The following is a 13211-nucleotide window of genomic DNA, read 5'->3' on the forward strand; positions in this document are numbered from 1 at the left end:
AACCCACTCCCCGAGCCCCCTGCCGCATGGCGGATTTCTGCCACCTCCATTGCCATACCCAGTACTCGCTCCTTGACGGCGCAGCCCGCATCGAACGGCTTGTCGCGAGTGCCGCTGAAATGGAGATGCCGGCCCTTGCCATCACCGACCACGGCAATCTGTTCGGGGTCCCGGAGTTCTATACCAAGGCCCGTCGCGCGGGCGTCAAGCCCATCATCGGCTGTGAGTTCTACGTCACGCCGAGTGGCATGGATGACCGCTCCGACCGCACGCGGTATCACCAGGTGTTGCTTGCGCGTAATGAGGAGGGATATCGCAACCTGATCAGGCTCTCCAGCCTGTCATACACGGACGGCTACTACTACAAGCCGCGCCTGGACCTGGAGGCCATTCGGGCGCACTCGGGCGGTCTCGTGGCGACGACCTGCTGCCTGCAGGGGCACGTGCCACAGATGATTCTCAAGCAGGGCGAAGCGGCGGCACGACCGGTCTTTGAGACCTATCTGGAGATCTTCGGCAAGGACTACCTGATAGAAATCCAGGACCACGGCATCGAGGATCAGCACCGGGCAAACGCTGTCCTGCTGAAGTGGGCCAGGGAGTACGACGTCAAGGTCGTCGCGACGAATGACGTGCACTACGTCGAGCGCGAGGACCATGCGGCCCAGGACGTGCTGCTCTGCCTGCAGACCGGCAAGGATCTCTACGATCCGAACCGGATGCGTTTTGAGAACGACCAGTTCTTTCTCAAGACCAGCGCTCAGATGGAGGCCGCGCTGGGTTCGCTGGAACCGGACCAGCGCACGCAGAGCCTGGTGACCACGCTGGAGGTCGCGGATCGATGCGACCTGGAGCTGGAGATGGGCAAACTGCTCATGCCGCACTACCCCCTGCCGGAGCAGTTCGGCGGGGACATGGACGGCTACCTGCGCCACCTGGTGTACGAGCGGGCACGTTCCCGCTACGGTGAATTGACCCAGGCGGTGACCGAACGGTTGGACCTGGAGCTCGGCATCATTCGCGACATGGGCTATGCCGGGTATTTCCTGATCGTGCAGGACTTCACGACGGCGGCCCGGGATCTGGGTGTGTCGGTCGGTCCCGGTCGAGGCTCGGCGGCCGGCAGCGCCGTGGCCTACTGTCTGGGCATCACCAACATCGACCCGCTGGAGTACGATCTCCTGTTCGAGCGCTTTCTGAATCCGGAGCGCGTATCGATGCCGGATATCGACATCGACTTTGACGATCGGGGACGGTCGAAGGTGATCGACTACGTGGTGCAGAAGTACGGCAGGCAAAATGTCTGTCAGATCATCACGTTCGGCACAATGGGCGCACGCAGCGTGATCCGGGACGTTTCCCGCGTGCTTGGCGTGCCCCTCCCCGAGGCGGACCGCATCGCCAAGATGATTCCGGAGGGACCTGGACAGTCGCTGGCGAGCGCCATCAAGGATGTGCCCGAATTCCGGCGGCTGCTCACCGATCAGAACGAGCAGATCCGCAACCTCATGCACTACTCGCAGGTGCTGGAGGGGTCGGCCCGGCACACCGGTGTGCATGCTGCCGGGGTGATCATTGCCCCCGGCGAGGTCAGTGAGTACGTGCCGGTGGCGGTGGCCAAGGGCAAGTCAGGCGCGGACGATGTGGTCACGACCCAGTATGACGGCAACTGGGTGGAGTCCTTCGGTCTGCTGAAGATGGACTTCCTGGGGCTGAAGACCCTTACCGTGCTGGACGATGCGCTTGCGGAGATCAAGCGCAACCACGGAGTGGAGATCGACCTGGACGCCATTCCGCTGGATGATCCGGCCACGTTCGAGCTGTTCCAGCGGGCGGACACGGTGGCCATCTTCCAGTTTGAATCCTCCGGGATGCGCGAGTGGCTTCGCAAGCTGAAGCCCACATCGATCGACGATCTGATCGCGATGAACGCCCTGTACCGACCGGGGCCGATGGATCTGATTCCGAACTACATCGCCCGAAAGCACGGGCAGGAGGACGTCGATTTCCCCCATGAGATGCTCAAGGAGGTGCTGGAGCCCACCTACGGGATTCCGGTCTACCAGGAGCAGGTGATGAAGATGGCGCAGGTCATGGGCGGGTACTCGCTCGGCGGCGCCGACCTGCTCCGGCGGGCGATGGGGAAGAAGAAGCAGTCCGAAATGGACAAGCAGCGCGGCATCTTCGTGACCGGCGCGCTGGATCGTGGGGTGGACGAGAAGACGGCGAACGACGTCTTCGACATGATGGCGAAGTTCGCCTCCTATGGCTTTAACAAGTGCGTCGTGGGGTCCACGGAGATCCATGACGCAGACACCGGGCGACGCACCACTGTCGCGCAGCTCTTTGCGCAGAAGCGGCCCATGCGCATCCATGCGCTTGGTGAAGACGGCAAGCTTCGTCCCCGACGCGTCGAGGACGTGGTGTGGAACGGGGTCAAGCCCGTGTTTGAGCTTCGCACGCGCCTCGGAAATCGCATTGTTGCGACCGGAAACCACCCGTTCAAAACTTTCGGCGGCTGGACCAATCTGGAAGACCTCGAGCCCGGCACGCGCATCGCCGCGCCGAGGCGGCTCTCGTTTGGTGCCGAGGAGTCGTGGTCGGACCACGAACTGATTGCGCTGGGTGGGCTGCTCTCGGAGGGGAATACGTGCCATCCCACAACACTATACTTCTACAACAATGATCTCGCGGCGTGCGAGGACTTTGCTCAATCTGCTGAGCAATTCCCGAACTCGATAGCTCGCATATACCACAGGGGTGATGGGCGACATGAGGTCGCCGTCAACACCGGCAAGGGTGGCCGCTTTCACGCGGGCCAGGTGCCCTGGAACAAGCATGGAGTAGCCGTTCGCAAGCGCGTGAGATCCGGCGCTTTCCTGTGGGCTGAGGGTCTCGGCCTGATTGGTGCCACCGCCCGGGACAAGCGCGTTCCGGATGGTGTATTCCGGCTATGCGATGACAACATCGCCCTGCTGCTGGGCCGCATGTGGGCGGGAGACGGCTATATCTACGGCAAGAGCTCGGCAACGCCCTACTACGCCACGTCCAGCCGCCAGCTGGCTGAAGACGTGCAGCACCTACTGCTGAGGCTGGGCATGCTCTCCCGGGTGTCGGTGAAGCGGTTCAAGTACCGGGGAGGAAAACGCACCGGCTACACGGTACACCTGCTGGGCACGGGTACCCTGCGACGGTTCCTCGACAGAGTCGCACCCCACATCGTCTGTCGGGACGCCCAGGTGGCGGCGCTTGAAGACTATGTCGCCTCAACGGACCGCGACTCCACAGCGTCCGATACGCTGCCTCGCGAGGTGCGAGACTGGGTGGCGGCAGAGCGCGAGACGGCCGGCTGGACGTGGAAGGAACTGGGTCGCCGCGCAGGAGCATCGGTGCGGGAGTTTTATGGGTCGGGGTCGTCTGGAAAGCGCGGATTCCGTCGGTCGACTGTCGAACGGTTCGCCTGGGCCCTGGGCAGCCAGCGCCTCCTCGACGCGGCACGCTCCGACATTTACTGGGACGAGGTGGTCTCCATCACTCCCCTCGGCGAGCAGGACACCTATGACCTGACTGTCGAGCAGGACCACAACTTTGTGGCGGACGGGCTGATTGTGCACAACAGCCACAGTGCCGCCTACTCCGTGGTCGCCTATCAGACGGCGTACCTCAAGGCCAACTACCCGGCTGAGTTCATGGCGGCGGCGCTCACGAACGAGATGTCCGACACCAAGAAGTTGTCGGTGGTGCTGGATGAGGCGAGGCATCTCGAAATCGAGATCCTGCCGCCGTCCATCAACAAGAGCCTGGCTCAGTTCACGGTGGAGAACGGGGCCGTGCGCTTTGGACTCGGCGCCATCAAGGGCGCCGGTCTGGGGGCGATCGAATGCATCATCGAGGCGCGGGAGGAAGAGGAGGCCTTCACCTCGCTCTTCCACCTGTCGGAGTCGGTTGATCCCCGTACGGTCAACAAGAAGGCGCTGGAGTCGCTCATCCGGGCCGGTGCGCTGGACGAACTTGAAGGCCACCGCGCCCAGCTGATCGAGGCGCTTGACGGCGCCATCCAGCATGCCCACAAGGTGCAGGCAGACAAGGCGGCTGGTCAGAACTCGCTCTTCGGCCCAGCCGGCGGGGACGGCTCGGTCCTGATGCCGCCTCAATTGCCGGTCATCGATCCGTGGCCCAAGGGCCGCACGCTGAAAGAAGAGCGTGAGGTGATCGGCTTCTACGTCTCCGGGCATCCCCTTGAGGCCGTCTTGCCGGAGATCCGGGCGTTCGCGTCCACGCGCGTGGCCGACATCCCGGGCTTGTTGGCTGACGCGCCGCCTCGGGAAGACGAGCGCGGATACACGCGCGGTCCGACGCACACGCTGTGCGGCATCGTGACGGACGTCAATCACCGTCGCACAAAGACCGGCAAGCCAATGCTCACCGCCACGATTGAGGACTTCACCGGACAGGCAGAACTGGTGGCCTTCTCAAACTCCTACGACCGGGTGCAGCGCTACCTCGAGCCCGACCAGATCGTGTTCGCTCGGGGCGAGGTCGAAATGCGTGGCGGCGCCGTGAAGATGGTCGTGCAGGATGCCACCCCGATCTGGAAAGTCCGGGATTCGATGGTGAAGTCCGTGGTGCTGCACGTGAACCCCTATGACCTTGACGAAGACTCGGTAGAGGAGCTGCACAAGCTCGCAGATGCCCACCGCGGCCACGCCAAACTCTACTTCGCGGTCGCTTTGCCCGGCATGGCGGAGCCCCAGCGCATCCTGAGCCGCACCTGCGTAATCGAGCCGAACGGCGAGTTTATGAAGGGTCTGGCACGAATCGTCGGGCGGGATGCAGTTCAAGTTGAGGGTGACAAGGCTTAGGTCTTAGGTTTTCCGCGCGATACGAGTGTCATGCGCGCTTCCTGTTTTCTGATCCTCAGTCTGACCTGTCTCACCGCGGACGGGCAGTCCCGCTTTGTCGAGTGGGCCGTTGATGACGCCCGGGCTTTGGGCGTCACCGCCTTCCGATACGCCCCGGCTGCCGGCGGCACGGCCGCCACCTACCTGCTGGCCACCCGCAACCTGGATCCCGCGTTCAACCAGACCATCCAGACCTGGGCATCCGGCCCGGTCGATGGGTTTCTGGAGCGCACGAACCCGCTCGGTGGCCCTTCGATGACGCGTCATGCTGCGGCGATCTTCGCCGGAACGCTGCTGCTGGGTGACGAACGCTCGCAGGACGCCGCCTTTACGGCGCTGGAGTCCATCCTTTACGCAGGTGGGCTGTCCTACGCGCTCAAGTACGCCTTCGGCCGTGGCCGCCCCGGCGAAGGCTATGCCGCAGATCATTTTCAGCCGTTCTCCGGCCACTCCTCGTTTCCTTCGGGCCACACCACGACTGCGTTCGCCTTCATCACTCCATGGGTGCTCTACTACGACACCCCCGCGGCGCGCGCCCTGCTGGTGCTGCCCATTGGCACAGCGCTGGCCCGAATGGATCGCGACAAGCACTGGGTCAGCGACATCCTGGCGGGCGGCACACTCGGCATTCTGACGGCGCGGTACCTGACCAGACGGCATCAGGGACGCAGCACCGGTGGCTCCCGTCCGCGCGTTCGCGTGTCGCCCACCAGCGCATCGCTCGCCTGGTCCTTCTGACGGAACGCCCTTTGCGGCTGGTCCGGGACGAACCAATCCCCGGCCCGATGCGGAAGCTCCTTCCCCTAGTTGCAGTTTTGATCACGGCAATTCCTGCCTCAGCGCAGGATGACGGCACCATCCTCGATGAGGTGCAGGCACTGGACCCGCTTGAGATGGACGAACTCCTCTGGATGGCGCGCGGGGTTTACTCGGAGAGCGATCGGGCCAATGAACAGGAACTCGTCGCGTGGGTGATTCGCAACCGTGTGGAAACCGGCTTTCGCGGCGACAGCTATCGCCAGGTGGTGCTTGAACGCAAGCAGTTCAGCGCCTTCAACGAGCCATCGAAACGGCGCACCTACATCCTGGGTCTCGACCAAACGGATGTCGTGCCCAGCTGGATGCGTGCCCTCGAGGTGTCGATGAAGGTCTTCCAGGCCAGCCCCACCGAGCGGCCCTTCGCCATCGATACTCGCCACTTCTACAGTCCCGTCTCCATGGTCGGTCGGTCGGAGCCCGTGTGGGCCAAGGCTGGCGTGCCGATCTCTTCCGTCTCGCTTGGTGTGGACCCGGACCGTTTTCGGTTTTTTTCCGGCATCGACAAGTCTCAGGACATGGTCGCGGCCACCGTGAATCCGACCACCTTTGCCGAGGGCGCGAGTGTCGAGGAGCGCATCGACCAGCAGAAAAGCGCGTCCGAGAAGATTGACGAGCAGCGCATCGAGCAGCAGCAGCGTGCAGCGGATCGCGCCAAAACGTTGCGGCGGAGCACCCGTGTGCGCCGCTTCAGCGGCAGGGTCCAGCGGCCGAGTCGGCCCAAGCGCGGCACCGGCGGGTGAGGCCGGAGCGTCCCGGCGGGTGAAGCCGGAGCGCTGAGTCCCGAGTGGGTCCAGACTACTTTACCGGCCTCGGGCCACCGGCGAAGGCAACTTTGCGCCAGGCTGCTTGCAAACCCGGCACAATTCGCGACCTGGGTTACGCTGGCTCCGGACAGCCCAGGGAGCGGAATCTGGCACCTGTTTTCCGCATGGAGCCAACTCTGGCGTTGTCACATGTGGAATCCGAGCGTCTACTCCACTCGAGGTCCGTTCCAGACCAGCGATGAGTGGAATCTGGGGGCCGTTTTCCACTCGGCGCGCCCTCGACCGAGCGCGCCAGCCCGAACCGCGCGCCACCCACGCGCCAGCCCCGCACCCCGCGCACCCACCACGCCCCCAGGAACCGCACCGCATCCCCCCGCTTCAACCGCGCATGGTGCAGCATCTGATCGCCTTGCCCAAGCGCGCGCTGATTCTGCTGGTACGTGGCTACCAGCTGATCCTTTCCCCGCACCTGGCCACATCCTGCAACTTCACCCCCACCTGCTCGGGATACGCCATCCAGGCGCTGGAGAAGTACGGCGCGGTGAAGGGTTCCGTTCTGGCCGCGCATCGCATCCTGCGCTGCCACCCCTGGGGCGGTCACGGCTACGATCCACCCATCTGGTACTCCGAACGCAAGGAACTCCATGAGCACGGTTCCTGACGCCCACCGGCAGGCGGCGGGCGCCGCCGGGCTGCCCTGCGCGATCATCACCTGCAGCGACACCCGGTCCGAGGTGGACGACCGCAGCGGGCCGATCATGAAGTCCCTGCTCGAACTCGCCGGCCACGAGATCGTCAGCTATGAGGTTGTGCGCGAGGACCCGGCGTTGATCCGGAGCGCGCTCGAGCGGGCCGCCGCCAGGGCCCGCATTGTGCTGCTGAACGGCGGCACCGGCGTATCTCCACGCGACAATACGGTCGATGTGGTCCGCGCCTTTGTTGAGCGGGATCTGCCCGGATTCGGCGAGCTGTTCCGCACGCTCTCGTATCAGGAAATCGGGGCGGCCGCGATGCTGTCACGCGCCGTTGCGGGCACGCGCGGCGCCACCGCGGTATTCGCGACGCCGGGCAGTTCGGCAGCCGTCACGCTGGCCATGGAAAAACTGATACTGCCGGAAATTCGGCATCTGGCGAGCCTGCTGGACGGGTAGCCGCCCCGGTCTACTCGTAGCGCAGCGCCTCGATCGGATTCAGCGCCGCAGCCTTGCGCGCCGGGTAGAACCCGAAGAAGATGCCCACGGCACCGCTGAAGACGATGGCAACGAGCACGGTATCGCTGTTCACCAGCGTCTGCCACCCCATCACATCGCCCAGCACCTGAGCGCCCGCAAACCCGAGTCCGACACCGATGGCGCCGCCCAGGATGCTCATCACAATGCTCTCGATCAGAAACTGGGTAAGCACATCACGACCACGGGCACCAATGGCCATGCGGATTCCGATTTCCCGCGTGCGTTCGGTCACAGATACGAGCATGATGTTCATGATGCCGATCCCGCCCACGAGCAGCGAAATCCCCGCGATCGCCGCCAGCAGCAGGGTCATGACCTCGGTGGTCCCGGCCGCCGCCTCGGTCAGCTCAGCCTGGTTGCGCACCTCAAAATCGTCTGCCTCCCAGGAGGCGAGGCCGTGCGCTTCGCGCATGATCGCCTTGATCTCATCCTGGGCCGCCGGGATGTCATTCGGGGATGAAGTGGAGGCCAGGATCTGCGACACGAAATTCCATCGACTGAGGCGGGTGCCTACCGTCGTGTACGGCGCCAGCATGACGTCATCCTGGTCGTTGCCCTCGGCCGTCTGTCCTTTCGGGGCAAGCACGCCGATGACCTGAATGGGCACATTGCGTACACGAATGGTCTGGCCGATGGGGTCATCGCTGCCAAAGAGCTGCTCTGCAACGGTTGCACCGATCAGGGCGACCTTCTTGCCCTGCCGTACATCGGCAGCCGTGAAGAACGAGCCGCTCGAGACGGGCCAGTCGCGGATGAGCGGATAATCGACGTCCACGCCGTTGATGCGTGTGCGCCAGTTGCCGCGTGGGCCGACCGCCTGCGTAAATGTGGTTACGACCGGGGAGATGGCCGACAGAAACATGCTTTCGTTGCGCAGTTTCTCGGCATCGTCCAACTGCAACCGGTTGAAACTGCCTGCGCCCCGGCTGACGCCTCCACTGGAGCTTGCCCCCGGGGTGATGACAAGCATGTTGGTGCCCAAGTTCTGGATCTGCCGCTCGATCTGGCTCTTGGCACCGTCGCCGACGGCAACCATCACGATTACGGCACCCACGCCGATGATGATGCCGAGCATGGTGAGCAGGGTGCGCATCTTGTTCTTGATGATGCTCTTCCCGGCTACCTTGATAAGGTTGGAAGCTCTCATGGTCAGGCCAGCACGCTTTCAGTGGGCAGGGACTCCATGACGTGCGCGGCGCGGCGCGGCGTCTGGGTCTCGTCCCGGATGATGCGACCGTCGCGCAGTTCCACTACGCGCTTGGCGTACTCGGCGACGTCGTGTTCGTGGGTTACCAGCAGAATCGTGATCCCCTGATCGTTCAACTGCTGGAAGAGGTCCATCACCTCGACGGATGTGCGAGAATCAAGGTTGCCTGTGGGCTCGTCCGCCAGCAGGATGGCAGGTTTGGTCACCAGAGCGCGGGCGATGGCCACGCGCTGTTGCTGACCGCCCGACAGCTCGCTGGGCACATGGTCCAAGCGTTCTCCAAGTCCGACCATCTCCAGTGCCTCGCGGGCCAGCGCCTTGGTGTCTTTCTTGCCGGGCGTACGGTCGTAGAGCAGCGGCAGCTCGACGTTTTCAACCGCCGTGGTGCGCGCCAGCAGATTGAAGCCCTGGAAGACGAATCCAATCTTCTGGTTGCGGATGTCGGCCAGCTTGTTCTTGCCGAGGGTCTCTACGCGCACACCATCAAGCTGATAGGAGCCTCCCGTCGGGTAGTCCAGGCAGCCAATGATGTTCATCATGGTGGACTTGCCGGATCCCGACGCGCCCATGATGGCAATCATTTCTCCGGGGTACACATCCAGATCCACGCCGGCAAGGGCGTGCACCTTGTTGGTGCCCATTTCGTAGGTCTTGCGCAGGTCGCGGACCTGAATGACAGCGTCTTGCGCCATGCTAGAACCCGCCTCCGCGGAAGCGCCCGCCACTCTGGTTGTTCTGCTGGAACGGATTGGCCGTGGAGCCGCCCTCGGTGATCGTCACCCCTGCGATGATCTCCATGCCGGCCTCGATGTTGCGACCCTGCACTTCCGTCATCGTGCCGTCGGAAAGCCCGGTGCGTACAAACGCCGCCGAAAGCTGTCCTTGCTCGTCAAGGTACCAGAGCATGCCCCGGTTCGCGGCACCGAAGCCGCCGCCACCAAATCCGCCGCGTGCCGCGGCCCCGGCGGCCTGGCCGCCTCCCTGTCCGGCTGCTCCGCCACGACGAGTGGAGTCCGACGGCGCGCCCTGTGCTTCCCGGGCCGCCATCATGCGCTCTCTGAACTCCGTCATCATCTCTTCCGTCGGGCGGAAGCGAAGCGCCGCGTTCGGCACCTTGTACACGTCGGAGACCGTCTCCACCAGGAACTCCACGGTGGCCGTCATGCCTGGAAGCAGACGACCGTCGGTATTGTCGACGTCGACCACGGCCGTGTACGTCACCACGTTGTCTTGCGTGGCGGACTGCAACCGTACCTGTCGCACGCGTCCCTCAAAGGTCTCGTCGTCGTAGGCCTGGACGGTGAACCGCACCTGCTGTCCTTCCTGAATCTGGCCAATGTCGGATTCGTCGACGGAAGCCAGGATTTCCAACTCGGAAAGATCGTTGGCCAGCAGAAAAAGTTGTGGCGTCGACATACTGGCTGCCACGGTCTGGCCCTGCTCCACACTCCGCTCGATGACCACGCCGCTCATGGGCGCGTAGATGCGGGAGTATCCGAGGTTGCGCTCGGCTCGTTCCTGCGCGATCTCGGCAGATTCAAGGTTCGCCTCGGCAAGCTCCAGATCATACTTGGCCTGGTTGAGCTCCACTTCGGTTGCGAACTGCTGATCGGCCAGTCGCTGGATGCGAGCCAGTTCGGTGGCTGCAAAGTTGCGTTGAGCTGTGTTGCGACGCAGCGTGGCGCGGGCATCCTGCACAGCCGAGACCAGCAATGTGGTGTCGATCAGCGCCATAAGCTGTCCGCGACGCACCGTGTCGTTGAAGTCCACAAATAGCCGATCGATACGACCGGAGACCTGCGTGCCCACCTGCACGGTGGTAACCGCATCCAGATTACCGGTGGAGGTCACGACGGCCTCCAGATCTCCGCGCTCCATGGTCACGAACCGGTAGCTGGTGGTGGGCTCACCCTGTCCGCTGGTGAAGCGCCAGATCGCGGCTCCCGAGAGCACGACAACGACGCCGATGGCAACAATTTTTTTCATGGGGTACCCCACCTGACGGGGTTGTTCTCTAGGGAACGCTCTATGCGTTTGGGGCCCCGTACGCGAGGCCGGGTGGGCCGTTTCGCACGCTATAGAGTTGGAGCAGAAGCGTGACAGTTCCGTGACCAGCCGCCGGGACCGCCGGATGCGCCCGTATGGCGAACCGGCCGCCGCATCAACGCGTTGTGGGCGGGCCAAGCCTTTTGCCCATGCCCCACCCCTCCATCCGGCTCTACAACACGCTCACGAATTCCCCCGAGGAACTGCAGCTGATCGAGCCCGGACATCTGCGTTTCTATTCCTGCGGCCCCACGGTGTACTCCTATGCGCACATTGGGAATTTCCGGTCGTTCTTGACAGCTGACCTGATTTTCCGGCTGGGGCAGGCCGTCGGTCTGGACGTGACGTACGTCACCAACGTCACCGATGTTGGGCACCTGACGGAGGACGATGCGGCCGATGCGGGCGGAGAAGACCGCATGGCCAAGGCGCTCAAGTCCAAGGAAGGCGAACGATTCGCCAACGTCTGGGACCTTGCGCGCTATTACACGGAATCGCTGCTCGGCGACTGGCGCCGACTGAATCTGCTCGAGCCCACCGTGCGGCCCCGCGCAACCGAGCACATGCGGGAGCAGATCACCGCAGTGAGCGTGCTGCTCGAGCGCGGACACGCCTACGAAACGGAGCAAGGCATCTATTTCTCGGTGGCCTCCTTCCCTGAGTACGGCAAGCTGTCGGGCAACCTCAACGCCGACGCCCTCGACCAGGAAGTGCGCGAGGTGGTCTCCGATCCCGGAAAACGGGACCCCCGCGACTTTGCACTCTGGAAAAAGGACGAAAAGCACCTGATGCAATGGCATAGCCCGTGGGGGTGGGGGTTTCCCGGCTGGCACATTGAGTGTTCCGTGATGGCCTCCGCATACCTGGGAGAAACCATCGACCTGCACGCCGGGGGTGAGGATCTCATTTTCCCACACCATGAGTGCGAGATCGCCCAGGCGGAGGCCCTTTCCGGTGAGCCTTTCGCCAGGCACTGGGTGCACACTCGCTTTCTCCAGGTCGAGGGCGAGAAGATGTCCAAGAGCAAGGGCAACTTCCTGACGGTGCGACGGCTCACGGCCCCTCGCGACGACGACGGCTGGGGTGTCGATCCCCTGGCGCTCCGCCTGGCCTTGATGTCCGGGCACTATCGCAAGCCGTTCAACTTCACAAAGGCCACGCTGAAGGCATCGGGCAAGCATCGCGAGCGCATCGCCAGTGCAATCGAACTGTTGCGCACAGCCGACGGCGACGGGCCTGATCGCATCGGTGAGCGACTGGACGCCCTGTATGACCGCATGCTGGCGGCCCTTTGCGACGACCTGAACACCCCGGAGGCCATCGCCGCACTCATCGAGGGTGTCAAGTTGATCCACGGGATGTCCCGCGGCCTGAACGCCGAAAGCGCCCGGTCCGGTCTGGCCTGGTTTGACCGGGTAAACGCACTGTTAGGCGTCATCGAACCCGACACGGACGAACCGGCCTCGGACGCGGACGATCCGCATGTAGCCCGCATCGACGGTCTGCTCGCGGAGCGGCAGCAGGCACGAGCCGACCGCGACTTTGCCCGCGCCGACGCCATCCGCGATGAACTTGCCGCCGAAGGCATCGAAATCATGGACACTCCCGAAGGACCCCGCTGGAAACGCCGTCAGGACCTGTGAGCAACGCCCCTCCAACGCAACCCATGGACTACGGCACCCTGGACGGGGGCCTGGTTCGCATGATGAACCGCTTTTGGGCGGAGGGCACCCTGACTGGAGAGCCCGAGGAAGACCTGTATCTCAGGTCGAATGCCAACGCCGTGCTGTTCGGCATGCTCTACGACCAGCGCATGCTCGCGGAGCAGGCCTTCATGGGCGCCCGGCGTTTGCACGAGCGGCTTGGCCACCTCGACCCGGGAAAGATCGCACAGCATGATCCGGACGAGTTCCGCACGCTCTTTGCCCAGACGCCTGCGGTCCATCGTTTCACGAACAAGATGGCCGCCTACACGCAGCAGGTAGCGCAGGTCCTGGTCGACCAATATGACGGCGATGCCGGCAACATCTGGGCCGAGGATCGTTCGGCCGATGAGGTCGCAAAACTCCTGGAAAAACTGCCAGGATTTGGCAAGATGAAGGCCTACAAGATGCGCTTCGCCCTGCACTACTTCGGGTGGCGGGACTTCTCGGACGTGCCGGCGAAGGTCTGACCGGGGGTGCCCGCAGCTCATGCGGCGGCCTGACGGCCGGCGACCGCCAAGGGGGCGCGGGCTGACCGC

At 63.8% G+C, this 13211-nt stretch carries 10 protein-coding genes; 7 read left to right on the plus strand and 3 right to left on the minus strand.

Going from position 1 to position 13211, the window contains the following annotated elements:
- Positions 1-26: 26 nt before the first annotated feature.
- From dnaE to JJ896_13735, 5 genes are all read left to right on the plus strand, one after another.
- A complete protein-coding gene (gene dnaE, locus JJ896_13715) occupies positions 27-4862 on the plus strand; it encodes a DNA polymerase III subunit alpha (protein ID MBO6780706.1) in 4836 nt (1611 codons plus the stop codon).
- Between the two features lie 30 nt (positions 4863-4892).
- Positions 4893-5639, plus strand: coding sequence for a phosphatase PAP2 family protein (locus tag JJ896_13720; protein ID MBO6780707.1), 747 nt, complete (start codon positions 4893-4895; stop codon positions 5637-5639).
- A gap of 47 nt (positions 5640-5686) precedes the next feature.
- Positions 5687-6460: a cell wall hydrolase gene (locus JJ896_13725; protein ID MBO6780708.1), complete on the plus strand. Its 774-nt coding sequence runs from the start codon at positions 5687-5689 to the stop codon at positions 6458-6460.
- 412 nt (positions 6461-6872) lie between these two features.
- Complete coding sequence (yidD, locus tag JJ896_13730) at positions 6873-7145, plus strand: membrane protein insertion efficiency factor YidD (protein MBO6780709.1); 273 nt, start codon at positions 6873-6875, stop codon at positions 7143-7145.
- Positions 7129-7635 (plus strand): molybdenum cofactor biosynthesis protein MoaB, encoded by a 507-nt coding sequence (locus JJ896_13735; GenBank protein MBO6780710.1) that lies wholly within the window; start codon positions 7129-7131, stop codon positions 7633-7635. The genes yidD and JJ896_13735 overlap by 17 nt, the downstream gene beginning before the upstream one ends.
- A 10-nt stretch (positions 7636-7645) precedes the next feature.
- On the opposite strand, the gene JJ896_13740 is transcribed toward JJ896_13735, so the two are convergent.
- Genes JJ896_13740 through JJ896_13750 form a run of 3 tightly spaced genes read right to left on the minus strand, consistent with a single transcriptional unit; the run spans position 7646 to position 10909 of the window.
- The gene (locus JJ896_13740) at positions 7646-8863 is read right to left on the minus strand and encodes an ABC transporter permease (GenBank protein ID MBO6780711.1); all 1218 of its coding nucleotides are present in this window, start codon (positions 8861-8863) and stop codon (positions 7646-7648) included.
- Positions 8864-8865: 2 nt separating this feature from the next.
- Entirely contained in the window at positions 8866-9615 is a 750-nt protein-coding gene (locus JJ896_13745; GenBank protein ID MBO6780712.1) for an ABC transporter ATP-binding protein, read from the minus strand.
- 1 nt (position 9616) lies between these two features.
- Positions 9617-10909, minus strand: coding sequence for an efflux RND transporter periplasmic adaptor subunit (locus tag JJ896_13750; protein ID MBO6780713.1), 1293 nt, complete (start codon positions 10907-10909; stop codon positions 9617-9619).
- A gap of 209 nt (positions 10910-11118) precedes the next feature.
- On the opposite strand from JJ896_13750, the gene JJ896_13755 reads away from it, so the two are divergent.
- Together JJ896_13755 and JJ896_13760 are read left to right on the plus strand one after the other, a co-directional pair.
- Positions 11119-12612, plus strand: a complete 1494-nt coding sequence (locus JJ896_13755) for a cysteine--tRNA ligase (protein ID MBO6780714.1) — start codon at positions 11119-11121, stop codon at positions 12610-12612.
- 23 nt (positions 12613-12635) lie between these two features.
- A complete protein-coding gene (locus tag JJ896_13760) occupies positions 12636-13142 on the plus strand; it encodes a hypothetical protein (protein ID MBO6780715.1) in 507 nt (168 codons plus the stop codon).
- Positions 13143-13211 lie beyond the last annotated feature (69 nt).

It is taken from the genome of Rhodothermales bacterium (assembly GCA_017643395.1).
Lineage (GTDB): Bacteria > Bacteroidota > Rhodothermia > Rhodothermales > UBA10348 > JABDJZ01.

Bases quoted from the DNA above. Each gene is read 5' to 3' on its own strand.
- dnaE (MBO6780706.1), top strand. From the start codon at position 27: ATGGCGGATTTCTGCCACCTCCATTGCCATACCCAGTACTCGCTCCTT.
- JJ896_13720 (MBO6780707.1), top strand. From the start codon at position 4,893: ATGCGCGCTTCCTGTTTTCTGATCCTCAGTCTGACCTGTCTCACCGCG.
- JJ896_13725 (MBO6780708.1), top strand. From the start codon at position 5,687: ATGCGGAAGCTCCTTCCCCTAGTTGCAGTTTTGATCACGGCAATTCCT.
- yidD (MBO6780709.1), top strand. From the start codon at position 6,873: ATGGTGCAGCATCTGATCGCCTTGCCCAAGCGCGCGCTGATTCTGCTG.
- JJ896_13735 (MBO6780710.1), top strand. From the start codon at position 7,129: ATGAGCACGGTTCCTGACGCCCACCGGCAGGCGGCGGGCGCCGCCGGG.
- JJ896_13740 (MBO6780711.1), bottom strand. From the start codon at position 8,863: ATGAGAGCTTCCAACCTTATCAAGGTAGCCGGGAAGAGCATCATCAAG.
- JJ896_13745 (MBO6780712.1), bottom strand. From the start codon at position 9,615: ATGGCGCAAGACGCTGTCATTCAGGTCCGCGACCTGCGCAAGACCTAC.
- JJ896_13750 (MBO6780713.1), bottom strand. From the start codon at position 10,909: ATGAAAAAAATTGTTGCCATCGGCGTCGTTGTCGTGCTCTCGGGAGCC.
- JJ896_13755 (MBO6780714.1), top strand. From the start codon at position 11,119: ATGCCCCACCCCTCCATCCGGCTCTACAACACGCTCACGAATTCCCCC.
- JJ896_13760 (MBO6780715.1), top strand. From the start codon at position 12,636: ATGGACTACGGCACCCTGGACGGGGGCCTGGTTCGCATGATGAACCGC.